The organism is Streptomyces sp. NPDC002868 (assembly GCF_055563295.1).
Window position 1 is genome coordinate 169,284 of the sequence record NZ_JBVHDR010000002.1, and the last position, 23,460, is coordinate 192,743.

At 71.1% G+C, this 23,460-nt stretch carries 21 protein-coding genes; 6 read left to right on the forward strand and 15 right to left on the reverse strand.

Features of this window, described 5'->3' with window-relative positions; translation table 11 throughout:
• Window positions 1-95: 95 nt before the first annotated feature.
• Window positions 96-1,061, reverse strand: a complete 966-nt coding sequence (locus ACZ3H8_RS06645; RefSeq protein WP_467398314.1) for a dihydrodipicolinate synthase family protein — start codon at window positions 1,059-1,061, stop codon at window positions 96-98.
• Between the two features lie 81 nt (window positions 1,062-1,142).
• Between ACZ3H8_RS06645 and ACZ3H8_RS06650 the strand changes: the two genes are divergently transcribed.
• On the forward strand, window positions 1,143-2,141 hold the full coding sequence (locus ACZ3H8_RS06650) for an LLM class flavin-dependent oxidoreductase (RefSeq protein WP_467398317.1): 999 nt from the start codon (window positions 1,143-1,145) through the stop codon (window positions 2,139-2,141).
• Here the strand turns inward: ACZ3H8_RS06650 and ACZ3H8_RS06655 are convergent.
• The 7 genes from ACZ3H8_RS06655 to ACZ3H8_RS06685 form a co-directional block, all read right to left on the reverse strand.
• Window positions 2,131-3,264 carry a DegT/DnrJ/EryC1/StrS family aminotransferase gene (locus ACZ3H8_RS06655; protein ID WP_467398319.1) on the reverse strand — a complete coding sequence of 378 codons (1,134 nt, stop codon included), beginning with the start codon at window positions 3,262-3,264 and terminating at the stop codon, window positions 2,131-2,133. The two genes, ACZ3H8_RS06650 and ACZ3H8_RS06655, sit on opposite strands and share 11 nt — an antisense overlap.
• A gap of 5 nt (window positions 3,265-3,269) precedes the next feature.
• Window positions 3,270-4,022, reverse strand: coding sequence for an amidohydrolase family protein (locus ACZ3H8_RS06660; RefSeq protein ID WP_467398321.1), 753 nt, complete (start codon window positions 4,020-4,022; stop codon window positions 3,270-3,272).
• A complete protein-coding gene (locus tag ACZ3H8_RS06665; protein ID WP_467398324.1) occupies window positions 4,019-4,738 on the reverse strand; it encodes an amidohydrolase family protein in 720 nt (239 codons plus the stop codon). The genes ACZ3H8_RS06660 and ACZ3H8_RS06665 overlap by 4 nt, the downstream gene beginning before the upstream one ends.
• A complete protein-coding gene (locus ACZ3H8_RS06670) occupies window positions 4,735-5,538 on the reverse strand; it encodes a carbohydrate ABC transporter permease (protein WP_398984038.1) in 804 nt (267 codons plus the stop codon). Before ACZ3H8_RS06670 ends, ACZ3H8_RS06665 begins: the two co-directional genes overlap by 4 nt.
• Window positions 5,538-6,488: a carbohydrate ABC transporter permease gene (locus ACZ3H8_RS06675; RefSeq protein WP_467398326.1), complete on the reverse strand. Its 951-nt coding sequence runs from the start codon at window positions 6,486-6,488 to the stop codon at window positions 5,538-5,540. The genes ACZ3H8_RS06670 and ACZ3H8_RS06675 overlap by 1 nt, the downstream gene beginning before the upstream one ends.
• The gene (locus ACZ3H8_RS06680) at window positions 6,485-7,741 is read right to left on the reverse strand and encodes an ABC transporter substrate-binding protein (protein WP_467398329.1); all 1,257 of its coding nucleotides are present in this window, start codon (window positions 7,739-7,741) and stop codon (window positions 6,485-6,487) included. Before ACZ3H8_RS06680 ends, ACZ3H8_RS06675 begins: the two co-directional genes overlap by 4 nt.
• 186 nt (window positions 7,742-7,927) lie before the next feature.
• Complete coding sequence (locus tag ACZ3H8_RS06685; RefSeq protein WP_467398331.1) at window positions 7,928-9,964, reverse strand: Vgb family protein; 2,037 nt, start codon at window positions 9,962-9,964, stop codon at window positions 7,928-7,930.
• Between the two features lie 202 nt (window positions 9,965-10,166).
• On the opposite strand from ACZ3H8_RS06685, the gene ACZ3H8_RS06690 reads away from it, so the two are divergent.
• The 3 genes from ACZ3H8_RS06690 to ACZ3H8_RS06700 all read left to right on the forward strand — a co-directional run bounded on the left by ACZ3H8_RS06690 (window position 10,167) and on the right by ACZ3H8_RS06700 (window position 14,241).
• Window positions 10,167-10,442, forward strand: coding sequence for a hypothetical protein (locus ACZ3H8_RS06690; RefSeq protein WP_398984030.1), 276 nt, complete (start codon window positions 10,167-10,169; stop codon window positions 10,440-10,442).
• A 37-nt stretch (window positions 10,443-10,479) separates the two neighbouring features.
• Window positions 10,480-12,930, forward strand: a complete 2,451-nt coding sequence (locus ACZ3H8_RS06695; protein ID WP_467398334.1) for an outer membrane protein assembly factor BamB family protein — start codon at window positions 10,480-10,482, stop codon at window positions 12,928-12,930.
• Between the two features lie 144 nt (window positions 12,931-13,074).
• A complete protein-coding gene (locus ACZ3H8_RS06700; protein WP_467398336.1) occupies window positions 13,075-14,241 on the forward strand; it encodes a C40 family peptidase in 1,167 nt (388 codons plus the stop codon).
• On the opposite strand, the gene ACZ3H8_RS06705 is transcribed toward ACZ3H8_RS06700, so the two are convergent.
• The 5 genes from ACZ3H8_RS06705 to ACZ3H8_RS06725 are packed head-to-tail and all read right to left on the reverse strand — an operon-like array spanning window position 14,202 to window position 19,809.
• Window positions 14,202-15,449 (reverse strand): styrene monooxygenase/indole monooxygenase family protein, encoded by a 1,248-nt coding sequence (locus ACZ3H8_RS06705; RefSeq protein WP_467398338.1) that lies wholly within the window; start codon window positions 15,447-15,449, stop codon window positions 14,202-14,204. The genes ACZ3H8_RS06700 and ACZ3H8_RS06705 overlap by 40 nt on opposite strands.
• A gap of 23 nt (window positions 15,450-15,472) precedes the next feature.
• Window positions 15,473-16,108: a GTP-binding protein gene (locus ACZ3H8_RS06710; RefSeq protein ID WP_467398341.1), complete on the reverse strand. Its 636-nt coding sequence runs from the start codon at window positions 16,106-16,108 to the stop codon at window positions 15,473-15,475.
• Window positions 16,089-16,502 (reverse strand): DUF742 domain-containing protein, encoded by a 414-nt coding sequence (locus ACZ3H8_RS06715; RefSeq protein ID WP_467398344.1) that lies wholly within the window; start codon window positions 16,500-16,502, stop codon window positions 16,089-16,091. The genes ACZ3H8_RS06710 and ACZ3H8_RS06715 overlap by 20 nt, the downstream gene beginning before the upstream one ends.
• On the reverse strand, window positions 16,499-16,981 hold the full coding sequence (locus tag ACZ3H8_RS06720) for a roadblock/LC7 domain-containing protein (RefSeq protein ID WP_307661167.1): 483 nt from the start codon (window positions 16,979-16,981) through the stop codon (window positions 16,499-16,501). The genes ACZ3H8_RS06715 and ACZ3H8_RS06720 overlap by 4 nt, the downstream gene beginning before the upstream one ends.
• Complete coding sequence (locus ACZ3H8_RS06725; protein WP_467398348.1) at window positions 16,978-19,809, reverse strand: sensor histidine kinase; 2,832 nt, start codon at window positions 19,807-19,809, stop codon at window positions 16,978-16,980. Before ACZ3H8_RS06725 ends, ACZ3H8_RS06720 begins: the two co-directional genes overlap by 4 nt.
• A gap of 314 nt (window positions 19,810-20,123) precedes the next feature.
• On the opposite strand from ACZ3H8_RS06725, the gene ACZ3H8_RS06730 reads away from it, so the two are divergent.
• Complete coding sequence (locus tag ACZ3H8_RS06730) at window positions 20,124-20,912, forward strand: hypothetical protein (protein WP_467398351.1); 789 nt, start codon at window positions 20,124-20,126, stop codon at window positions 20,910-20,912.
• Window positions 20,913-20,918: 6 nt separating this feature from the next.
• Here the strand turns inward: ACZ3H8_RS06730 and ACZ3H8_RS06735 are convergent, their stop codons facing one another.
• Entirely contained in the window at window positions 20,919-21,407 is a 489-nt protein-coding gene (locus ACZ3H8_RS06735; RefSeq protein ID WP_467398353.1) for a MarR family winged helix-turn-helix transcriptional regulator, read from the reverse strand.
• A 231-nt stretch (window positions 21,408-21,638) separates the two neighbouring features.
• On the opposite strand from ACZ3H8_RS06735, the gene ACZ3H8_RS06740 reads away from it, so the two are divergent.
• On the forward strand, window positions 21,639-22,466 hold the full coding sequence (locus ACZ3H8_RS06740; RefSeq protein ID WP_467398356.1) for a lysozyme: 828 nt from the start codon (window positions 21,639-21,641) through the stop codon (window positions 22,464-22,466).
• Window positions 22,467-22,498: 32 nt separating this feature from the next.
• Here the strand turns inward: ACZ3H8_RS06740 and ACZ3H8_RS06745 are convergent, their stop codons facing one another.
• Complete coding sequence (locus tag ACZ3H8_RS06745) at window positions 22,499-23,365, reverse strand: pentapeptide repeat-containing protein (protein WP_467398358.1); 867 nt, start codon at window positions 23,363-23,365, stop codon at window positions 22,499-22,501.
• Window positions 23,366-23,460 lie beyond the last annotated feature (95 nt).

Here is a 23,460-nt window from a genome sequence, read left to right on the forward strand (position 1 = left end):
CTGAGGCGCTGGGTCCGGGGCCGAGCCCGAAACAGCCCCGCCGGCGATTGAGGCGCGGGGCCCGGGGCTGAGCACCGGTTCAGGCGGCCCCCGCCTCAGGCCTCGTCCGGCTCCTTTGCCAGCTCCTCCAGGCAGTCCACCACCACCCGCCGCTCCCCCACAGCCAACCCCGGCCCGTACGGATCACACGCCGCCGACTCCGGAAGCAGCCCCTCCCACACCGCCGCCCACAGCATCCGCTGCACATACCCCTCGATGGGCGCCAGGAACGTCGCCTCCGCGAACCGGTCCAGGCGACCCGACGCGCGCACGAAACCGGCGTGGTCGCCCGCGCGCCAGGCGTCCAGCACCGCGCTCGTCAGGCCGACCCGCGCCGCCGCGATGCCCACCAGTGCCGAGTCCGCGCCCCACATCAGGGACGGGCCGAACATCCGGTCCTCGCCGGTGACCACCAGCTTTCCGCTCTCCTCGGTCGCGCGGATCGCGTCCTGGCACGCCATCGCCCGGTCCAGGGTGGCGAGTTTGATCCCCGCGGCCGACGGCAGGGCCATCAGTCGGCGGATCAGCGCCGGCGGATACGGATAGCCTCCCGCCTCGCCGTGCAGGAAGAAGCCGAGCACGGGCAGCCCGCTCTCCGCGGCCACGCTCTCGTGCAGCCGTACGGCCTCGTCGTCGTCCCCATCGAGCTGCGCGAGCGGATAGACCATGACCGCGTCCGCACCGCCCTCCGCCGCATGCACGGCCATGGCGACCGTGGCGGACACGGCCTCCTGCAGGGTCCTGGGGCGGACCGATCGTGGCACCCCCACGCCTGCCACGATCGGCCCTTCGACCGCCTCCCGCCAGATGCTCAGCACCTGCTGTCGGTCGGGTTCGGAGAGATGAAGACCGCGGCCCGTATGGGCCCATACCGCGACGCCGCCGATCCGGGCGGCCGCGATCCGCTCCGCGTATCCGCGCAGCGCGTCCAGGTCCACGACTCCCCGGAGATCCATGGGTGTGGCCACCGCGGGCAGTACGGCACCGCGCAGCCTGCGCACCAGGTTCTCCGTCGCAGACATGAGCGATCTCTCCCGTCTGTTGCGGTCGTTGTCGACACGCTAGCCTTTACGGCCCGGACCGTAAAGGAAAGGCCAGCGAGAATGCCCAAGCGCGCCATGCGTCTCGGCCTGTACGTCAATCTCTACGCGGACAAGGCCGACCGGCCCCGGCTCGCCGACGCGGTGGAACAGGTGTTCCTTGCCGAACAGGCCGGATTCGACTGGGTGGTGCTGGGCGAACGGCATCTGCACCGGCCCGGATACCACGAGGCCCTCACCTCCCTGGCGTATCTCGCCGCGCACACCGAGCGGATCGGCCTCGCGACGGCCGGGCTGATCGCGCCCGTCTACCAGCCGGTGTGGCTGGCCGAGACCCTCGCGCACATCGACGTGCTGTCAGGAGGGCGGCTCACGGCGGGATTCGTACTCGGATACCGGCCCGAGGAGTTCACTCTGTACGGCACCCAGCCGCGCGAGCGCGTGTCGCGCTTCGAGGAGTGCCTGGAGCTTGTCACCCGGCTGTGGACGGAGGACGAGGTCACCCACCACGGCCGCTGGACCTCGGTGGACGAGGCCTTCCTGTCGCCGCGTCCGGTGCAGTCCCCGCGCCCCCGGATCTGGAACGGCGGGCGGGTGTCGGCGGCGCTGGAGCGCACGGCCCGGATGTGCGACGGCTGGACGACCTCCTTCAACGAACTCGACTCCGAACTCCCGGAAAAGATCGCGGAGTACCGCTCCTACCCGCGCGGCGCGGCGAGTCTGGGCGCGGAGGTCATCATCTGCCGCGAGGGCTACGCCGCGCCCTCTTCGCAGCAGGCCCGCTCCGCCCTGGAGGCCCCGCTGCGCGGTCTGTACGACGCCTACGGCGACTGGAAGCGCACCTCCGCCGATGCCGCGCGCTACGCGCAGCAGTGGGACGACATCGAGGCGCGCTCCGTGATCGGCTCGGTGGACCAGTGCGTCCAGCGTCTGGGGGCTTACGGCGAGATGGGCGCCGACGGTGTGGTGCTGCGTATCCAGCCGCCGGGCATGCCGCAGAAGGACGCCCTGAGCGCGATCGAGGCGTTCGGGTCCGAGGTGCTGCCGCGTCTCAACGGCTGAACGGGCGCTGCCGGAAAGCCTGCTGGACCAGGAGCGCGGCGCGTGCGATGTCCGCCATGGCCGCGTCGTCGGCCATCAGCATCGGCTGGCGCACCCAGACGACCGTGTCCTCGGCCGCCTCTGCGACCGGGCACGGCCCGCCCCCGGTGCAGGGCTCGCGCGACAGGGAGCGGTAGCCGGCGTCCAGCGGGATGCCCTGAGCGGTCATGGCCTCCAGGAGCGCCGCCTTGGGGTGGCCGCCGAAGGCCGCCGGGTCATAACGCAGCATGGCCAGATGCCAGGTGTGCCGGGTGGTGCCGTCAGGGGACCCGATCAGATCCAGGCCCTCTACCTCCTGCAGAGCCGCCCCCAGCGTCGCCGCCCGTGCCGCCCGGTGCGCCAACTGCTGGTCGAGCATGGGCAGTTGGGGATACAGCACAGCGGCCTGGAACTCCGTCATCCGCAGATTCCAGCCCAGTTCCGGGTGCTCGTACCAGCCCCCGTCCCGGCGGCGGCCGACATTGTGCAGCGACCACAGCCGCTCGTACGTGCGCCGGTCGTCCGTCACCACGATGCCGCCCTCCCCCGCGGTCATCGCCTTGCTGGACTGGAAGCTGAAACAGCCCGCGTCCCCGAGGCTCCCGGCCGCCCGTCCGTGCCGCCGCGCACCGTGCGCCTGGGCCGCGTCCTCCACCACCGGGATACCCCAGGAGCGCAGCGCCTCGGTGTCGGCAGGCGCGCCCGCCAGATGCACCGGCATGACGGCCCGGGTCCGTGGTCCCACGAGCCGCCGCGCCGCCGCCGGATCCAGGTGCAGGGTCTCGGGCAGTACGTCGGCGACAACGGGCCGGGCCCCCGCCAGCACCACCGCGGTGGCGCTGGCCACGAACGTATAGGCGGGCACGATCACTTCGTCACCCGGCCGCACCCCGAGCGCGCGCAGCGCCAGGAAGAGCGCCACTGTGCCATTGACCGTGCAGACGCCGTAAGAAGCGCCGACGCTCTCAGCAAAGGCCGCTGCGAAGGACTCGGTCTCGCTGCCCGCGGTCGCTCCCCACTCTCCGCTCTCCAGCACCCGCAGCAGCCGCTCGCGCTGCTCCTCGCCGGCCGGCGGCGGCCACTGCGGCCACCCTTCGGTGCGCACGGGCGTCATTTCAGGCCCTTCAGCAGGCGGTCCATGGTGCCGTGCAGAATCTGCGCCCGGTCGGCCTCGTCGAGGTCGGCGAGCAGTACGCGCCCGAGCCCCACCCGCAGATCGAGGAAGACGGCGTCGGAGCCGAAGGCGATGCGCTCGGCCCCGGTCTCGGCGACCAGCCGCAGAAGATGGCGGGCGGTCATCCGGGAGCCGCAGGTCTCCAGGACCAGATTGGGGCAGCGGGCCGCGGCTTCGGCGGCGGGTGCGAAGCCGCTGGTCCACAGGCCCGAGTGACCCATCAGAAGCGGCAGTTCCGGGTAGCGGGGGGCCACGGCCGAAAAGCGCACCGGCTCGGAGAAGGCGGATGCCTGCTGGCTGTGCGCGAGCACGATGCGGCCGCGGTCGGCGGCGATGTCGAAAGCCTGGGTGTAGGCGCGGTGGTCGAGCGGGAGTTCATGGACTTCGGGGTGGAGCTTGACCCCGATGACGCCGGGCGCGTCCATCAGGTCGCGCAGCCGGGCCGGTGCCTCGGGATCGTGCGGGTTGAAGACGGCGTAACCGAGGAGGCGTCCGGGGTGCTGTGCGAGCTCGGTGAGCAGCAGGGCGTTTCCGGCGCGGGCGTCGGGGCCGACGGCGAGCAGATGCGAGACACAGGCGGTGGCGACGCCGCACCGGTCCATGACCTCGACGAGGCTGCGGGCGGAGCCGTCCGGGATGGCGAAGTCGGACCAGCGTCCGAGGTGGCCGTGGGCGTCGATGACGGTCACGGGTCTTCGCCCTCGCCGAGCAGCCGCAGGGCGTTGCCGCCCGCGATCAGGGCCGTGTCGGCGTCCGGCAGCGCCAGGGTGTCCAGCTGGTAGCGGGGTCCGGCGTCGTCGGTGACGGGCGCGCCCGTGCCGAACAGGACGCGGCGGGCTCCGTACCGTCCGGCGAACCACTCGACCTGCAGATGTCCGGCGAGCGTCGAGGTGTCCACGTACAACTCCACGTGCGAGTCCATGAGTTCGGCGAGCTCGCGCAGGCTGCGGTAGCCGGTGCCGGTGAGGATGATCCGCAGGGTCGGCAGGGCGCTCGCCAGTTGATGGATCTCGGCGGCGGTCACGGTCTCCCAGCCGAGCAGGACGGTGGTGCGCGTCTTCGCCAGCGCGGCGGCGAGGGCGAGGGCGTACCCGCCGGTGAGGGACCAGCGGTGTTCGCCTGGGCACAGCCGCACCAGCCGGGCGCCGCCCTGCCACTGTGGTGTGCCGAGCGGCCCGGGAATCAGCACCGGCACCGGGCGCAGCCGTACGCCGTCGGCCTCCTCGACGGCCGTGAGCGCCTCGTTGCCGTCGCGCGGGTCGCCGTACACGGCATGCGTGTGGACCACGCAGGCGCTGTCGATGCGCAGCCGGTCGAGTTCGCCGACGAGCCCGGCCGGGTCCCGGCTCGCCACCTCGTCGTACGGCAGCGGGCCGAGCAGCCGGTTGATGTCGACAACGGTCATGTCTTGAGGCCGGTGGTGGCGATCGAGTCGGTCAGATAGCGCTGCAGCAGTCCGAAGACGAGCAGACAGGGGATCACGGTGATGGTGGCCCCGGCCATGATCTGGTTAACCGCGACGTTCTCGCCTTCGAGGGTGGCGAGGCCGACCGTGAGCGTGCGCATCTCGGCGGACTGGCCGATGACGAGCGGCCACAGGAAGTCGTTCCAGTGCCAGAGGAAGACGAAGACGCCCAGGGTCGCCAGGACCGGCCGGATCAGCGGGATGACGACGGTGGTGTAGATGCGCCACTCCGAGGCGCCGTCGATCTTCGCGGCCTCGAAGAGTTCGTCGGGCAGCTGCTGGATGAACTGCCGCATGAGGAAGACCGCCTGGGAGTTGGCGAGCGTAGGCACGATCATTCCCCAGTACGTGTCGACGCCGCCCAGCTCCGAGACGAGGATGTAGTACGGGATGAGGGTGGCCTGGAACGGCACCATCAGGGTCGCCAGGAACGACCAGAACAGCACTTCACGGCCCGGGAACCGCTTCTTCGCGAACGCATATCCGGCCATGGACGAGAACAGCAGGATGAGCGCGACGGAGACCACCGAGTAGATCAGTGAGTTGACCGCCCAGCGCATGATGTCCGCGCTGCTGAGCACGTCGGAGAAGTTCTGCCAGGTGGCCCGGGTCAGGTCGAACGCGCCCGGCAGCGTCTGCCCGCCGGGCGGCGCGAAGGCGACGAGCACCATCACCACGAAGGGGATGACGGTCACGAGCGCCACCAGGACCAGCAGGACGGGCAGTCGCAGCCGCGCCATCAGTCCGCGTCCCTTCCGATGAGCCGTCGCTGGATGAGCGAGAAGATCAGTACGACGAGGAAGAGCACCAGGCCGATCGCGCTCGCGTAGCCGAAGTCGAAGAACTTGAAGCCGGAGTCGTAGAGGAAATAGACGAGCGAGTAGCTGGAGCGCACGGGTCCGCCGGCCGTCATCACATACATCTGGTCGAAGACCTGGAAGGAGCCGATGGCCTCGATGACGAGGACGAAGAACAGCACCGGCCGCAGCAGCGGGAGGGTCACCCAGCGGAACCGCTGCCAGCCGTTCGCCCCGTCGATGGTGGCCGCCTCGATGACGTGCTGCGGGATCGACTGGAGTCCGGCCAGCAGGATCAGCATCGAGTAGCCGAAGCCCTTCCACGCGGAGGTGACGGCGATGGAGGGCAGGACGAGGTGCTCGTTGCCGAGGAAGTCGACAGGGCCGAGGGAGATGACGCCGAGCGCGGCATTGAGCAGGCCGTCCTGGACCTCGTAGATCCACTTCCAGATGACGGCGGCCAGCACGATGCTGGTGACGTACGGCAGGAAGAACACCCCGCGGAAGAACCCGCGCGCCCAGACGGTGCGGTGCAGCAGCAGGGCCGTGCCCAGGGAGAGCAGGACGGTCAGCGGCACGAAGAACGCGGTGTACAGGGCGGTGACGCCGAGGCTGGACCAGAACACGTCGTCGTCGAGGAGACGGGTGTAGTTCTCGGCCCCGATGAACTGCCATTCGCCGTTCAGCCGGTAGTCGGTGAGCGAGAGGAACGCGGCGCCGAGGGTCGGTCCGAAGCGGAAGACGATGAACAGCAGCAGCATCGGGGCCACGAAGAGAAGCCCGACGCGGGCCTCTCGCCGTCGTACGGCCCTGCTGAAAGAGCTCCTGCCGGGCGAGGCCTTGCGGGGAGGGACCTCGCCCGGGGAGATCTTGGTCAGGGACGTCTGACTCAACGCTGCCGTGCCAGGAGGTCGTCGGCCTGCTTCGCCGCGGCGTCGAGGGCTTCCTTGGGGCTCTTCTTACCGGTCAGCGCGGCCTGGATCTCGGGCGCGATCAGTGACATCAGCTGGCGTGCGGTGGGGTTGGGCTCACCGGGGTAGGCGTTGGCGAGCGCCTCCTGGAACTCCTTGGCGTGCGGGGCGTCGCTCGGCACGGTGACGTCCGTGCGCGGCGAGAGGAAGCCGCTTGCCTTGCCCATGCTCTGGAGCTGCTCCGGCTTCGTCATGAAGGCGAGGAACTTCTCCGACCCGGAGACGTTCTTGGACTTGGCGTTGATGCCGAGCCCGCCTGGGATGCCGAAGGTCACCTGCTTGGCCCCGGTGAGCGGCGGGCCGACGACGACGTTCTCCGCGCCCCAGGCCTGGGCCGCGGTCGCGGCGTCCGCGGGGGTGTTGGAGAAGCCCATCGCCGCCTGCTGCTTGCCGAGCGCCTGGTCGGCGACGACGTTGGCGTTGGTCAGGGCGGACTTGGGGATCGCGCCGGATTTGTACAGGTCGGTGACGAAGGTGAGGGCCGCGACGCCCTCGGGCCCGTTGAAGGCGACCTTCTTGCCGTCGTCGGCGAAGACCTTGCCGCCCGCCTGCCAGAGCAGGGGGTAGAAGTTGAGGTTCTGCGTCGCTTCGTTGCCCGCGGAGTAGTCGAGGGCCGCGGCGCCCGCCTGCTTCAGTTTGGGGGCGGCCGTCTTGATCTCGTCCCAGGTGGCCGGGGGCTTGGTGATGCCCGCCTGGTCCAGCAACTTCTTGTTGTAGAGCGTGGTGGTGACGGTGTGGTAGATCGGCGCCGCGTAGACCTTGCCGTCCTGCTTCATGGCTTCGAGCGCGGCCGGCAGGAACTTGTCCTCGGTGCCCTTGAGCGCCCCGTCGACCGGCCTGATGGCTCCGTTGCTCAGATACTGCGGGATCTGGTCGGGGCCGAGCAGCACGACGTCCGGGCCCTTGCCGCTGCTGAACGCGGTGGCGAGCTTCTCGTCGCGGTTCTCCCACGGCTGCTGCTCCACGGTGAGCTGCACGCCGGGCTCGGCCTTGGCGAAGTCCTTCTCGATCTGTGTCCAGTAGGCGGAGTTGGCCTTGGGGTCGGCGATCACCGGGTACATCCAGACGGTGACCTTCTTCGACCCCGAGCTGCTGTCGCCGCCGCACCCGGTGATCAGGGCGGCGAGCGTGAACAACGCGAGTGGTGCGGCGGCGCGCTTGAAGCCTGTCTTCATGGGGGCCTCCGGAAGGCCTGAGAAGGGGAGCCAGAGCCCGGCTAGTTTCGGCCTGGGCCGAAACTAGCCGGGCGGTTTTGGCATGTCAATGCCTTGATGACGGGGGGTCAATGTCGCGAGGTCAGACCGGGGTTCAGATCTGGCGATCAGATCGTGTGATCCGGCCGGGAGATCAGCACCGGGAGATCAGTGCCGGGGATCGACGACGAACAGCTCGGCGACACGGTTGAAGTACAACCGCCCGTCCTGATGCCCCGTCAGCCGCCGGTGCGGATACGCGACGATCAGCACCGGGTCGCGATGCGGGGCGAACGGATCGATGCGGTATATCAAGCCGCCGTCCACGCTCACGTACAGCTTCGAGCGCGACACCACTATCGAGCCGCCCGTGCTCCTGGTGCCCAGCTCATAGCGGTGAACGATCTGCTGGCTCTGCCGGTCGACGGCGAAGAGCGTGTGCCCGGCGAGCCCCCACAGCTTCCGGTCGGGGCCGATGGCCAGCGCGCTGACCGTCCCCTCCGTGCTGACCGGCTCGAACTCCCAGAGCTTCTGGCCGCGGTCCACGTCCCAGGCGAAGACCGCACCCGCCTTCCTCGTGGGCGGCGTGGTGCTGAGCCCGCCGGTCACGGACCCGCCGCCGTAGACCACACCGTCGTACGCGGCGAGCGCGAAGAGGCTCTGGTCCTGCGAGACATTGCGGGTGAACTGCCAGTCCCGGGATGACGGATCGTAGATGGCGAGCCCGCCGCCGAGCCGGTCGCCGGACGGGACGGTGCCCACGGCGACCTTCCCGTCATCCGCCTCGGCGAGGCATTTGCTGCGGGCCTGCAACTGTGGCCCCAGGTTGAAGATCAGCTCGGGGTTGGGGGTGGTCCCCGGCGGGCCGCCGGGTGAGTACTCGGGGCTGTTCCAGGGCTTGTCGGGCCGGTAGCGGTAGAGCCTGGACTCGGGGTAGACGCCAAGCCAGACCGAGCCGTCCGAGGACTGAAGGATCGATTCGATCTGCGCGAAGCGGTGGAACGAAGAGGCCCCGGTGTCCGTACGGACCGCGCCCAGGCCGCCGTTGAGGAACCCGCCGGCGTAGACGGTTCTGCGCCCGCCCCCGGCCACCGCCAGGATCTCTATGGGCTCCTTGCGGACCTTGGTCTCCAGGATCGCGTGCGCTCCGGTGGTGGGGTTGTAGCGGAACATCTCGCCGCGCCAGAGCGTGCCGACGACGCTGCGCCCCGGATAGTCCGCGACGCCCAGCTCGGCCCAGCCGATGGACCGGGTGTTCTGCACCTTGCCGGTGAGGGTCAGGCCGGTGCCGGTGAGCTGTTTGGTGGCCGGGTCGTAGCGGCGCAGTTCGCCCCGCTGGATGAGGTGGATGCCGCCGCCGGAGTCGGGCGGGGCGATCTTCAGACCGTGTGCGTCGGGGATCTCATCGGTCCAGGCGCGCGCGGCGAGGTCGTAGACGAAGAGCGGACCCGGCAGGTCGGAGCCGATCCGCGCGTACAGCCGTCCGCCCAGAGCGTCCAGGTCGTACACGGCCTTGCCCTCTATGGTGCTGAGGCCGGGCGGCTTGGGGAGTTCGGTGACCGAGCCGGTCGCCGGGTCCAGCTCGGCGATGTGTGCCGCGGCGTACGAGCCGGAGTAGACCTTGCCGCCGGCGCAGGCGATGCTCCGCACATACGTCTGACCCGCGACCACCTGCCCGAAGTTGGTGTACTCCTTGGTCGCCGGGTCGAAGCGGAAGACCTTTCCGCCGGGGAAGGTGCCGCCCCAGATCTTGCCGTCGGCGTCGGAGGTCAGCGACCAGATGAAGGTCTGCGCGGCGATCGGCAGGCCGAGGTCCTCTGCGACGTCGCCGGCGCCGGGCCGCCAGCGGTAGAGATGAGCGTTGCCGTAGGTCCCGGCGTACACCCCGTCGGGCGCGGCGGCGACGGCCCAGGAGCCGTCGGCTCCGGTGAGGGGCGCGCTGACCAGCTGTTCTCCGGTGGCCGGGTTGATGGCGTTGAGATAGGCGGGCTTGCCCGTCGACACGTTCCACAGGGCCGGTTTGCCGCCCGGCCCCGGAGCGACGGTGCCGCCCAGAAGCAGGACGTCGGCGAGCGGTACACCCAGCGATACGGGGTCGCGCATCAGCGCCTCCTCGGCGGACGCGGTGCTCGGAGCTGCTAACGACAGTACAGAGGCGGACAGTGCTGCGGTCGAGCCGGCGAGAAACGCTCGTCGCGTCGTCACAGGGGTAACACCTCCGAAAGGAACGGGAGTTACGGCACTAGCCGAAAGTGATACGCCACCCCCCGTGGGGCGTCAACGGCGCCGACCGAGCGGCTCCGGGACAGCACTCCAACGGGCCCACGTCATGGCCATTCAGCTCCATCCACCGGACGGCGGCGCGCCCGGTGCCGGCGGCGCGGCGGGCCTGCGTGAGACTGATGGTGTGAGAAGTGAGAACACCCCCTTCGTGGGCGGGCCGCTGGACGGGCGCGTGCTGCCGGTTCTGGTCGGGCCGACCGGGCATCCCCCGAAGTGGTACGAGGTCCCCGTGCCGAACGACGACGGCACGCCGCCGACGGTGTACGCATACCGGCGCGTCCCCGCGGGCTACTCCAAGCGGCTCGGTCTGCGGCGCGGCTGGAAGTACGAGTACGCCCCCGAGGGCGCGGTGCGACGCGCGCTCAAGTGGCCCTGGTCGAAGCCGAACGGTGCGCCATAAGATCGCGAGGACCGTTTCGCCAGGGGGGATGCTCGCCATGGAGCCGCTGCAGCAGGACGATCCGCGCCAGTTCGGCCCCTACGCCACGCTGGCGCGCTTGTGGGAGTCGGCGAGCAGCGTCCGCTATCTGGCGCAGGGGCCAGACGGCACGACCGTGATCGTCTCGGCCGCCAGGCCCGAGCTGGCCGCGGTGCCGGCGTTCCGGCGCCGCTTCCAGGCCGAGGCGCGGACCGCGGAACGGCTGGCCGGCGGGTGGGTGCCCGAGCCGCTCGGATCCGGCACCGACGAAGAACTGTGGACGGCGAGCGCGTACATCCCGGCGCTGACGCTGCGCGAGGCGATCGCGCTGGCCGGCCCGCTGCCGGAGCGGGCCGTTCGGATACTGGGCGCGGCGCTGGCGGAGACCCTGTCCCGGGTGCACGCCACGGGTGCGGTGCTGCACGGCCTGGCCCCCGACACCGTGCTGCTGGCGGCGGACGGCCCCCGGCTCACGGCCTTCGGGGCGCTGGGCGCGGCGGCGGTGGCCCAGGCGGGCCCGGGCGGGCAACTGTCCGTACAGCTCGGCTATCTGACCCCGGAACAGTCGACGGGTTCGGAGCCGGGCCCGGCGTCCGACATCTTCGTCCTGGGTCTGCTTCTCGCGTACGCGGCGACGGGCACCACCCCGCTGGGCGACGCGGACGGCATCGCGCACGGCGAGCCGGAGCTGGGCGGGGTGCCGGCCGAGTTGCGCCCGCTGGTGGCGAGCTGCCTGTCCAAGCTCCCTCAGGACCGCCCGTCGGCGAGCACTGCGGCGGCGACCTTGGCTCTGGAGGGCGCGGCGGCACTGGCCAGGGACGGCTGGCTGCCACCGAGCCTGGTGAAGGCGGTGGAGTCACAGGCGGGAGCGGTGGAGGGGCTCACCCTCGGTGTGGTCGTTCCGCACGGTGTGGTGGTGCCGCAGCACACGGCAGGCGCCGTGGCCGAACCCGTGGGCGTCGGCGTACCTGGCCAGGCCCCGGGCCCGCACCCGTTCGGCGGGCACCCGCAGGCCGACGGCAGCGTCCCCGTGCCGAACGCGACGCCCGGTGACCGGATGACCGCCGCCCTCGCGCTGCCCGCCGCGCGAAGCGCTCCGCCCATGCCGCAGGCCATGCCCGTACCCGCATTCGCACCGGCGCCCATCCCCGCCCTTGCCCCCGCCTCCGCCCCCGCTTCCGCCAAGCCCGACCGGCGGGCCCTGCTCGTAGGCATCGCCGCCGGGCTCGCCGGAATCGCCCTCGGCGGCGGTGGGGTGTACGCCGTCGCTGACGGGGAATCAGAGGCCGCCCCCAACGCCCGCCCCGCTCCCCGGCGCACCCGCGTCACGGGAATGCCGCCGGAGCCCGCGTGGCGGTACGAGCAGCCCGGCAAGGAGGGCGACGCGCCGCCCAGTGCCACCGTCTGGCGCGACCGCGTGCTCGTGCTGACCGGCGGTGACCAGGCCGTCGGCGTGGACCTGCGCACCGGACGCCGGCTCTGGCAGCTCAAGGAAGCCGCCTCGCTCTCCCGCGCCGTGCCCGTCGACGACGCGCTCTGTCTCGTCGACGGCCCCACCCAGTTCCTGTGGATCTCCGCGCTGAACGGGCAGATCAGGCACCGGGTCGCCAAGACCACCCTCGCCGGCCCTGGCGAGACCCTGACCCTCGGGAGCATCACCGGCTGGGAAGGCAGCACGCTCTGGATGACCGGCCACGTGAAGAAGGGCGCCGCGCTCGCCGCGTACTTCCTCGCGTACGACCTCGTCGCGCGCAAGTGGCTGTGGCGCACCCCGGTCACGAACGGCCTCCCCCCGCGCATCCCCCGGTACGACCTGATCGCCGTCCGCCCCGCCGACATCGTCGTACGGCAGGACGCGGCGTCCCTCACCCCCGCGCAGCGCGCCGCGTCCAAAGGCGCGTCGGTGCTGCTCGCGTTCGACCGGAAGACGGGCAAGCTGCGCCAGTCGCTGCCGCTGCCCGGCGTGGTGCCTGCCGCCGCGGTCGTCGGCGATACGACGGGGAGGCTGTTCGCCGCGGCGGCGGGCGAGGTGCACGCCTTCACCAGCCGCACCGGCGCACGGCTGTGGCGGCTGGCCGCCGCCACCCCGGCGGCCGGCCAAACCGGAATCTTCCCCTTCGGCAAGGGGATCCTGCGCGGCCCGGTGCTGTACGTCGCCAACCGCTACCAGCAGGTGTGCGCGATCGACACCGCCACCGGCCGCCAGCAGTGGCGGCGCTCCACCGAGGCGCCCGTCTGGAACGGCGTCCCCGGCACCGCCCTCAGCGCGAGCGGCGCCACGGTGCTCGCGGGCGACGGCGCGCAGCTCACCGCGTTCGCCGCGCGCGACGGCAGGCGGCTGTGGAAGTTCCAGGAGGCGGGCGTGAAGGACGTCCCGGGCGGCCCCCGCTATGTGCCCCTGTCCGGTGGCGGCGGCCGGAATCTCGTCGTCCAGCGAGAGCGGACCTTCTACGCGCTGCCGGTGGACTGACACGCCGGAGGCGACCCCGCACTCCGCCCCGACGAGTGACCGTATTGCGCTGATCCGACCACTCGCGGGGCACTCCCACGCGCGCCCTCGCATGATCGGCCGTGGGGTGGACGGCCCGCCCTCCCCGCAGCCGGAGGTGATGAAGTGTCACGCAGACTGCTCCGCTCTGTCTGTACGGCGGCACTGGCGGCCGCGACCACCGTCGCGGCGGTACCGGCCGCACCCGCGGCCGGCGACCCAGCGGCCGGCACACCCGCACCCGCACCGCCTACGACCGTCTCCGGGATGCTGACCGCGCTTCAGACGCTGTACCGCCAGGTGGAGGAGGCCGGCGAGACGTACAACGCGACGGAGGAGGAGCTCAACAAGCAGCGCGCCAAGACGGCGAGGCTCGCCCGCGAGCTGGCCGGCGCGCGCAACGCGGTCGTCGCGGCCCGCGGCGAAGCGGGACGGCTGGCCCGCGAGCAGTACCGGGGCCAGTCCGAGCTCTCCTCGTATCTGTGGCTGCTGCTCGCCCGGAATCCGAAACAGGCCCTCGACCAGGACCATCTGATGGAGCGCGCGGCCGCCGGCCGGCTGGCGACGATGGCCGGTCTTGAGGCGGGCGCGAAGCGGGCCGCCAGGCTGGCGGCCGCGTCCCGCAAGGCGCTGGACAGGGAGCTGACGCTGGCGACGAAGCAGAAGGAGGCGCGCGACAACGCGACCGCGAGGCTGAAGGACGTCGAGAAAATGCTCGCCTCGCTCTCCGCCGCCGAGATCGCCGAAGTGGCGGCGCTGGAGCGGTCCAACGCGGCCAAGGCCCAGGAGAAGCTCCTCGCCTCGGGTGTGCTCGACGGTAAGCGCACGCCGACGCAGAAGGGCGGGCGGGCGCTGGAGTACGCGGTCGAGCAGATCGGCAAGCCGTACGTCTGGGGCGCGGAGGGCCCGCGATCGTACGACTGCTCGGGGCTGACCTCGCAGGCCTGGGCGCAGGCAGGCCGCGAGATCCCGCGGACCAGCCAGGAGCAGTGGGCCCAGCTCCCGAAGGTCTCGCTGCGCTCACTGCGCCCCGGCGATCTGGTGATCTACTTCCCCAAGGCCACCCATGTGGCCATCTACCTCGGCAACGGCTTGGTCGTCCAGGCGCCCCGCCCGGGCACCAAGGTCAAGGTCTCCCCCATCGCGGCGAATCCGCTGCTCGGCGCGGTCCGCCCGGACCCGGGCGGCAGTCCGCTGAGCGCGTACACCCCGCCGCGGCTCCCGGAGGGCGCCGCGGCGGGGCCGGACGACGGCTACTCCACGGCGGAAGCTCCGGCCACCTCGGCCAGGTAGGCGTTCGCCTTCTCCGGCTCGAAGAAGAAGTTCTCGAAGTCGGCCGGATCGTTGAAGCCGTTCGCGAACCGGTCGGCGACCGGCTGGAGCCCGCCGGCCGCGCCGATCAGGTTGAGCACGTGCTCCGGCGGGACGCCGAGCATCGCGTTCGTCCACTTGGTGACGTGCTGCGCGGTGTCCCAATAACGGTCGAACGTGGACTGCATCCACGCCTCGTCGAACGGCAGGTCACCGTGCTCGGTGATCGAGGCGAGGTACGAGGCGGCGCACTTGGACGCCGAGTTGGAGCCCTGCCCGGTGATCGGGTCGTTGGCGACGACGACGTCCGCAACGCCGAGGACCAGACCGCCGCCGGGGAGGCGGCCGATCGGATTGCGGACGGTGGGGGCGTACCGGCCCGCGAGCGTGCCGTTCGGATCGGTCAGCTCGACCTTGGTGGCGCGCGCGTACTCCCAGGGCGTGAACTTCTCCATGAGCTCCAGGGTCAGGGAGAGGTGCTCGGCAGGGTCCTTCACCCCCTGGAAGGCATCGAGCGGTCCGCCCGGGATGCCCTCCCAGAAGAGGATGTCCGCGCGGCCGCTGTTGGTGAGCGTCGGCATCACGAAGAGCTCGCCGACGCCGGGGACCAGGTTGCAGCGGACCGCGTCATAGCCGGGGTGCTCGGGGCGCGGGCCCAGGCCGTGGACGTAGGCGACGCCGAGCGCGCGCTGCGGTGCGTCGTACGGGGAGCGGGAGGCGTCACGGCCGAACATCGAGACCAGCTCGCCCTTGCCCGCCGAGACCATCATCAGGTCGTACGTACGGGAGAAGTAGTCCAGGTCGGAGACCGCCGCGCCGTGGATGACGAGCTGGCCGCCGCGCTGCGCGAACGTCTCCATCCAGCCGGCCATCTTCACGCGCTGGTCGACGGACTGGGCGTAGCCGTCGAGCTTGCCGACCCAGTCGACGGCGCGGGTGGAGTCCGGGGCCGCGACGGAGACGCCGAGGCCCTCGATGCGCGGGGCCTGGGACTCCCAGAAGTTGATGCCCAGATCGCGCTCGTGCTGCAGCGCGGTGTGGAACATGCACTGTGTGGACATGACCCGGCCGGACCGGATCTCGTCGGCCGTGCGGTTGGACATGAGGGTGACCTCGTAGCCCTGCGACTGGAGTCCGAGGGCGAGCTGGAGACCGGACTGGCCAGCTCCGACTATGAGTATCTTCCGCATGGCGGGTGTTCTCCGTTGCGTAGCTATTCGGGGGTTGCTTCGAGGGCGTGGGCGACCAGCGTGAGCAGGGACTCGATCACCGTGATCCGGTTGCGCGCGTCCATGATCACCACGGGTATGTGGGGCGGCACCGTCAGCGCTTCCCGCACGTCTGCGGCCTCGAACAGCTCCGTACCCTCGAAGTGGTTGACGGCGACGATGTACGGCAGGCCACTGCTCTCGAAGTAGTCGAGCGCCGGGAAGCAGTCCGGCAGCCTGCGGGTGTCGGCCAGCACGACCGCGCCTATCGCGCCACGCACCAGGTCGTCCCACATGAACCAGAAGCGCTGCTGGCCCGGCGTGCCGAAGACGTACAGCACCAGATCGTCGTCGAGCGTGATCCGGCCGAAGTCCATGGCCACGGTCGTGGTGAGCTTGTCGGGCGTCGCGGCGAGATCGTCACTCTCCTCGCTCGCCTGCGTCATCAGCGCCTCGGTCTGCAGCGGCGTGATCTCGGAGACCGAGTGGACGAAGGTCGTCTTGCCGACGCCGAAGCCGCCCGCGACCACGATCTTGGTGGCGATGGGTGCCCTGGTGTGGTCCAACTGCCAGGCCTGCAGCTCCTCTTCGGGCTGCGGGTGGGGACGGGCAAGCAGCGTGTCAGAGGCGGCGGAGTCCACTCAGCACCCTTTCGAGCAGCGCGCGGTCGGGCTGGCCGGCGCCGTGCCCGGTCCCGTACACGCGGATCTTTCCCTGGTCGGCCAGGTCGCTGAGCAGCACCCGGACGACACCGAGCGGCATCTTCAGCAGGGCCGATATCTCGGCAACGGTACGCATACGGCGGCACAGCTCGACGATCGCCCGCAGCTCGGGCATGACGCGCGAGGAGAGGTCGCCGTTGGCCAGTTCCCTGCGCTCCTCGGGGGCTTCGAGCGCGGCGACGAACGTCTCGACGAGCAGCACATGGCCGAAGCGGGTGCGGCCGCCGGTGAGTGAGTAGGGGCGGACCCGGGCGGGGCGTCGGCTCTCGCCGCGGACGGGAAGCCTTCGGGCGGGTTCAGCGGCGGGCGTCACTGAGCGCTCTCCATCGATTTGCGCAGTTCGCTGCGGAGTTCGGGGGTGAGGACATGTCCGGCGCGGCCGACGAAGAGCGCCATGTGGTACGCGACGACGGTCATATCGCAGTCGGGGGTGGCGTGCACGCCGAGCAGTGAGCCGTCGCTGATCGACATCACGAAAACGCTGCCCTCCTCCATCGCGACCATCGTCTGCTTGACGCCGCCGCCGTCCATCAGCTTGGCGGCGCCGATGGTGAGGCTGCCGATGCCGGAGACGATGGTGGCGAGATCCGCGCTGGAGCCCCTGGGGCCTTCCCGGCGGCCGGTGGCGGCCGGAGCGGCATTCTGGGCGGGGTCGGACGAGAGCAGCAGCAGTCCGTCGGACGAGACGACGGCGACCGAGCGAACCCCTGGCACCTCCTCCACGAGATTGCTCAGCAACCAGTGCAGATTGCGGGCTTCACTGCTCAGGCCGAATGTCCCGGTCGCAGTCAACTGCGTGCCTCCTCGACTGTGTCCCCCGCTTCTGCTGCTTCGGTGCCTGCATCCGTCTCCGTCCGGTCCGCGATCTCAGCGATCTCCGCCTCGGCGTCGCGGCGGCCGTCCTTCGCGCCCTGATGGAAGCCGCCGAGGCGGCGGCGCAGGGCTTCGGCGTCGATGCTGCCGGCGCGCTCGCCGGGCGCGGCGGCGGGCTTGACGACCTTGGGGGTGCGCTTGGGCAGGCCCTTGTCGGTGACGCGTTCCCAGGCGGGCCGCGGCTCATCGACCGGCTCGGGCTCGGCAACGGGCTCAGGCTCGGCAACCGGCTCAGGGTCGGCGATCGGCACGGATCCGGCGGTCGGCACGGATCCGGCGGTCAGCTCGGGCTCCACCGCGGCCACCGGCTCTTCCGCCACCGGCTCTTGGGCCAAGGACTCCTCGGCGACCGACTCCGGCACGCGCATCGCGAACGTCGCCTCGTCGACCCCGGTGCTCTCCGGGTCCCCGTCGGCCGTCCGCTCGTGCGCGTCCGGCTCCGCCGCGCGGATCGCCTGCTCTGCGGCCACGACCAACGGGTCAATCCGGCGCGAACTGCCCGGCAGCGCATTGGAGTTGGCCTCCGCCACCGACCCGGGCAGATGCTGCGTCGGCGTCCCGACGGTGCCCCCCACCGGCACGGTGTGCGCCTCGGCGGCCGGCGGTCCGGTCGGCAGCAGCGCCTGCGTGAGAACGACGACCGCGGCGATCCCGCCCTGCTTCTGCTCGCGCAGCTGCACCCGTACGCCGTGCCGTGCTGCCAGCAGCCCGGCCACCCGCAGCCCGAGGCCCTCGCCGTCCCGGCCGGCCCGGGTCTCGTACGCGTCCGGGTCCTCGAGTCGCGCGTTCAGCTCGGCCATCCGCCCGGCGGTCATCCCGATGCCGGTGTCCTGTACGGAGAGCATGACCTCGCCGCTCTCCAGCAGCCAGCCCGACAGCTCGACCTGGGCGTCCGGCGGCGAGAAGGAGGCGGCGTTCTCCAAGAGCTCGGCGATCAGATGGCTGAGGTCGTCCGCGGCGAATCCGGCGACCTGCGCGTGCGGCGGCAGGGACTGGATGATCACCCGCTCGTACCGCTCGATCTCGCTGACGGCGGCGCGCAGTACGTCGATGAGCGGGACCGGGCTCGCGTGCCCCTGGCCGTGCTCGGCGCCCGCGAGGACCAGCAGGTTCTCACTGTGGCGGCGCATGACGGTGGCCATGTGGTCGAGCTTGAAGAGGGTGGCGAGCCGCTCGGGGTCCTGCTCGCGCTCCTCCAGCTTCTCGATCACGCCGAGCTGCCGCTCGACGAGGCCGAGGGTGCGCAGCGAGAGGTTGACGAAGGTGTGCTGGACGGTGTTCCGCAGCCGTTCGAGCTCGGCGGTCAGCTCGTGGGTGTGCGCCTGGAGTTCGGCGCGGCCGGCGGCCACTTCGGCGGCCAGCGCGTAACGGGCGTCGGCCAGGTCGCCGCAGTCGCTGTCCAGCCGCTCGGCCCGCACGCCGAGGTCCCGCAGCTTGTCGTGCAGGGTGTTCAGGGACCGTACGACCTGCGCGAACTCGTCGTTGCGGCCGGTGAAGCGGACCGGCTCCTCGACCTCGGGGGCGGCCGCGAGTCGGGCCGCGCCGATCCGCAGGACGGCGAGCGGCCGGGTGAGCGTACGGGCGACGGCGGCGGACACGCCGATGGCAACGATCAGCAGGCCGCCGAGCAGCGCGATCCGGATCTCCAGCGCGGTGACGTCGTCGTCGCGCAGCTGCTCGAAACGCTCGGTCCGTTCGGCGGCGAGGGAGGACTCGACGCCCCGCATCTGCTCGATACGGGCGGTGAGCGAGGATTCGAGCTTTTCGCGGTTGGACTTGCGGTCGGCCGAGGAGAGCTCGGGCTGGTCGGTCAGCCGGGCGAGATAGCGCTCGGCGGCCTTGACCTCGGATCCGGTGACGGTGGCGGCCAGCGAGTCGCGGGCGTCCTTGCCTGCCGCCTGGTCGAAATCGGCGAGCGCAGCGAGTTCACGCACCCGGGACTGCTGGGCGGCGGCGCTCAGCGCGTTGCGCGTACGGTCGCTCTCGCCGTCGTCCCCGCCCTCGTCCTGGACGGGCAGTCCGGTGACCGGGTCGAGGCTCGGGCTGCTCTCCTTGCGCGGCACGGAGAGCGCGGCCAGCAGCAGCCCGCGGGTGGCGGACGCCTGCTCGACGGCGAGGCCGAGTGCGGCAGGCGCGCGCAGCGAGCTGGGGGTCCCCCCGGGCCGAAGGCTCTGGGGGAGGGTGCCCGCGGCGGCGCGCGGTGGGGTCTTGTCGGCGAGCTCGTCGGCGAGGGCGTGCAGGTTCGCGATGACAGCGGAGTACGCCCGGTAGGCCTCCATCGCCGTGCCCTTGCCGGTGAGGGCGGTGCGGCGGACAGAGGGCACGGCGGACAGGTCGCGGCGCAGTTCGGCCCGGTCGCCGGGGATGGCGCCGCGCATCTCGTCGATCTGCCGGTCGACGCGGGTGCTGCGGCTGGCGGAGATCTCGCGCCGGTCGTCCTTGTCACCCTTCTGGTCATCACGGCCCGCCGCGATGTACGCGGTGACCTCGTCGCGTTCGTCGGCGAGGGAGTGGGCCAAGGTGACGGCCTGGCGGTTCAGCGCGGAAAGGGTGACCAGGTCCTGGGACTCGGTCAGTTCGGCGGAGGTGGCGAGGACGCCGGGGGCGCCCGCCGCGATCACGACGAGGCTGACGGCGGCGACTCCTGCTACCAGACGGCTGCGTACCCGTACGGCGCGGGGGGCCGGGGAGCCGTCCGGAGTTTCAATGGGCCTGCCGCCGTTGCCCCGAGGCCGCTTCATCTGCACCGGTGCTCGCAATCTTGCTTGACTCGTCCGCCCATGAACCAGACCAGAGATGACGACCGGTTCACACGCGAGGGCCTACCCCTGGTACGGAAACGAGTGAACATCACTCGGGAGTTGGCGAACAAGTCGCCGCCGCGGCCGATACGGCGACGCGCGGAGCATCGGCTGGATCTTCCGGCCGGGCTTTGGCAGGATGCGCGCCCGCAGCCGGGACGGCCCGCGTCACACAGCCCCTGAACACGCCCTGACCTGCTTGTACGGGCCAATTGCGTGGTCATGCGGGCTTCGTGAAGGTGTCATGCAGACTGGGGATTATGCGTATCGAACTCGCGACCACCCCCGGCACGCCCGAACGCCCCAACGAGGACTGGGCTTCCGTGGCCCTGCCGGGCTCCGGCCAGGGCGGAACGCTCGTGGTGCTGGACGGTGTGACGCCACCCGCGGGGGACTACGGATGTGTGCACGGGGTGCCGTGGTTCACCGCCAGGCTCGGCGGCGCGCTGGTCGAACTGTCCGGTTCGCGACGGGATATGACACTGGCAGAGGTCCTTTCGGAGGCAATCCGGCGCACCGCGGACGCCCACCGGGACACCTGTGACCTTTCTCACGTGCGTACACCGCAGGCCACGGTGGTCATGGTGCGCTGGGGCGGCCGGGCGGAGCCGGTGGAGCATCTGGTGCTCTCCGACTCGACGCTGCTGCTGGAGTCGCCGGACGGGGAGGTGCGGGCGGTGCTGGACGACCGTATCGACCAGTTGCCCCGCGAGTCCCTGCGTACACACGCCTCGGCGGACGCGCTGCGCAATGCGGAGGGCGGGTTCTTCACCGCGGCGGCGGATCCGGGGGTGGCGGTCCGCGCGGTGACGGGCAGCACGCCCCGCGGCGAGGTGCGGGCCGTGGCCGCGCTCACCGATGGTGCGGCCCGCTGGGTGGAGATGTTCGCGGAGGGCAGCTGGGCCGAGTGCCTGGGGCTGCTGCGCAAGGAGGGGCCGCAGGGGCTGATCGACCGGGTCAGGGCGCTGGAGAACTCGGCCCAGGAGCGTGGGAGCGTGATCCGCTGGAAGCTGCACGACGACGCGGCGGCGGTCTTCGCGGAGCTCTGACCCGAGTCACTCCTCGCTCTCGGCCCGCTGGTTCAGCTGGTGCAGCAGCCGCGCCAGCTCCGCGACCTCGCCGCGGTCCCAGCCCGCCAGCTTGCTCATATAGCGGTCGCGCCGCGCGTCCCGCACCCGGCGGAAGCGCGAGCGCCCTTCGTCGGTGAGCCGGACGAGTGAAGCGCGGCCGTCGGCCGGGTCGGGTTCGCGGATCACCAGGCCGAGCTCCTCCAGGGCACGCAACTGGCGGCTCATGGTCGCCTTGCCGACGCCGATGTAGCCGGCGAGGTCAGTGGCGCGCTGCTGCCCGGCCTCCTCAAGACGCACGAGAAGTCCGTACGCGGCGGGCTCGAGATCGGGGTGGACCTCGCGGGCCATCTCGCCGGAGGACGCGCGGGCCCGGCGCAGAAAGACGGCCAACTCCCGTTCCAGAGCGAGGAATTCGTGGTCCACACCACTCCCACCCTTGGGGTCCGCTTCACTCCCTGTACCGCTTTCGTGCACGTCAGCACCCCTCGCGCGCTTTCCGGATCCTGAAAGTTTCTTTCGGCGGCACCGATTGCCGCAGCTCGGCCAGTATTTCGCAGGCGTAGACCAACGGCAGCACCCTGACCCCCTTCCACAAGGGGGTTCTACGTGCCTAGCGTCATAGCTGGCATGTCCACACCATGAAAATCAGCCACGACATGTCGACACATCGTCAGTTCCCCCCACCGAGGTCTTCGGAGGCACGCTATGCCCGTGCTCAGATCCGGATCGACCGACCGCTCACGCCTCGCGACAGCGGCCGGCACTCTCCTCGCAGTTCTCTCCCTCCTCCTCGCCCTCCCCGCCACCGCCGGCGCCGCTGACGCTCCCCCGCGCGGCTCGGCGCACCTTGGCATGGGCGTCATCGCCCACGACGGACAGGGAGGCCTACCGCCGGTCAACCGCGCCGCTCAGACGGAAGGCGTCGACGTCTCCAGCCACCAGGGCAACGTCAACTGGTCCGGCCTGTGGAGCAGCGGCGTGAAGTGGGCCTACGTCAAGGCCACCGAGGGCACCTACTACAAGAACCCGTACTTCGCGCAGCAGTACAACGGCTCGTACAACATCGGGATGATCCGCGGCGCCTACCACTTCGCCACGCCCGACACGGCGACCGGGACGGCGCAGGCCGACTACTTCGTGAACAACGGCGGCGGCTGGTCCCGGGACGGCAAGACCCTGCCGGGCGCGCTGGACATCGAGTGGAATCCGTACGGCGCCGCCTGCTTCGGCAAGACCCGGTCCGGGATGGTCACCTGGATCCGCGACTTCCTGAACCGCTACAAGGCGCGCACCGGGCGGGACGCGGTGATCTACACCGCCACCAGCTGGTGGACGCAGTGCACCGGCAACTACAGCGGCTTCGGCGCGGCCAACCCGCTGTGGATCGCCCGGTACAACACCACGCCGGGCACCCTGCCGGCCGGCTGGGCGTACCAGACGATGTGGCAGTACACCTCGTCAGGACCGATCGTCGGCGACCACAACAAGTTCAACGGCGCGCTGGACCGCGTCGTGGCGCTCGCCAACGGCTGAGCGGCGCACGCAGCCCGTCCCGCGCCCGCTGGTCACGACCAGTGCGCGGGGCGGGTCAGCCCGAGGGGCAGCTTGGTGGACAGGTCGCCCTTGGCCCCGTTCAGCTGCGGCTGGGTGAGGAAGATGCTGCCGGTCAGATCCGCGCCCGCGAGGTTCGCGTCCCTGAGGTCGGCCCCGATGAGGTCGGCGAGACGCAGATCGGCGCCGGTGAGATCGGCGGCGATGAGATACGCGCCGCGCAGATCGGCGCCCCTGAGGTCCGCGCCCCGCAGCCGCGCACCGACGAGGTCGGCGCCCCTGCGGTCCTTCTTCCGGTCCTTCATCTTGCGGTCCTTCTTCTTACGGTCCTTCATCTTGCCGGCCGCTTCGGTCCGGACGAATTCGCTCGTACGGAGCAGCAGCACATTGACGTCCTGCCGGTGCGTGGCCACGTCCAGCTTTTCGAGGGCGTCGGGGCCGAGCCCCGTGAGGCGCTCGGTCTCCTCCAGCAGCTGCCGCAGCTCGCCGTGCAGCGCGCGGGCGGGGTGCAGGGTGAGCGCCTCGGTCAGATACCGGAGCAGCTCATGAAGCTGTCGTACGACGGGGAACACCCCGAACATCTGCGATGCGGTTTCCGGGGCCTGTCGCCAGTCCGTGCCGCCGAAGGTGACCTGAGAGACCTTCTGTCCCGCGCCGAAGCAGTCGTAGACCGTGCAGCCGGGAAAGCCGCTCTGCCGCAGTCGCGTGTGGATGCCGCAGCGGAAGTCCGTCTGCAGGTTGGAGCAGGGCTTTCCGGCGTCCTTGTTGATCGCGAAGTCCGCGGATGCGGAGAAGGGCAGTGCCACGCAGCACAGTCCGAAGCAGCTCCCGCAGTCCGCCCGCAGGGCCCGGTCATCGCGTTGGTCGTTCACACCAGCCATTGTGCTGTGTCCTCCCGGGCCGCCACCGCCGGACCCCCGAACCCCCGGCGCACGGGCGCCGGGGGTCCGTCTCTCACCGAGAGGTCATCGCGGGG

What these genes read in the sequence shown, in the direction of transcription:
- ACZ3H8_RS06645 (WP_467398314.1), bottom strand. Translation starts at nt 1,061, where the DNA reads ATGTCTGCGACGGAGAACCTGGTGCGCAGGCTGCGCGGTGCCGTACTG.
- ACZ3H8_RS06650 (WP_467398317.1), top strand. Translation starts at nt 1,143, where the DNA reads ATGCCCAAGCGCGCCATGCGTCTCGGCCTGTACGTCAATCTCTACGCG.
- ACZ3H8_RS06665 (WP_467398324.1), bottom strand. Translation starts at nt 4,738, where the DNA reads ATGACCGTTGTCGACATCAACCGGCTGCTCGGCCCGCTGCCGTACGAC.
- ACZ3H8_RS06670 (WP_398984038.1), bottom strand. Translation starts at nt 5,538, where the DNA reads ATGGCGCGGCTGCGACTGCCCGTCCTGCTGGTCCTGGTGGCGCTCGTG.
- ACZ3H8_RS06680 (WP_467398329.1), bottom strand. Translation starts at nt 7,741, where the DNA reads ATGAAGACAGGCTTCAAGCGCGCCGCCGCACCACTCGCGTTGTTCACG.
- ACZ3H8_RS06695 (WP_467398334.1), top strand. Translation starts at nt 10,480, where the DNA reads ATGGAGCCGCTGCAGCAGGACGATCCGCGCCAGTTCGGCCCCTACGCC.
- ACZ3H8_RS06705 (WP_467398338.1), bottom strand. Translation starts at nt 15,449, where the DNA reads ATGCGGAAGATACTCATAGTCGGAGCTGGCCAGTCCGGTCTCCAGCTC.
- ACZ3H8_RS06730 (WP_467398351.1), top strand. Translation starts at nt 20,124, where the DNA reads ATGCGTATCGAACTCGCGACCACCCCCGGCACGCCCGAACGCCCCAAC.
- ACZ3H8_RS06740 (WP_467398356.1), top strand. Translation starts at nt 21,639, where the DNA reads ATGCCCGTGCTCAGATCCGGATCGACCGACCGCTCACGCCTCGCGACA.
- ACZ3H8_RS06745 (WP_467398358.1), bottom strand. Translation starts at nt 23,365, where the DNA reads ATGGCTGGTGTGAACGACCAACGCGATGACCGGGCCCTGCGGGCGGAC.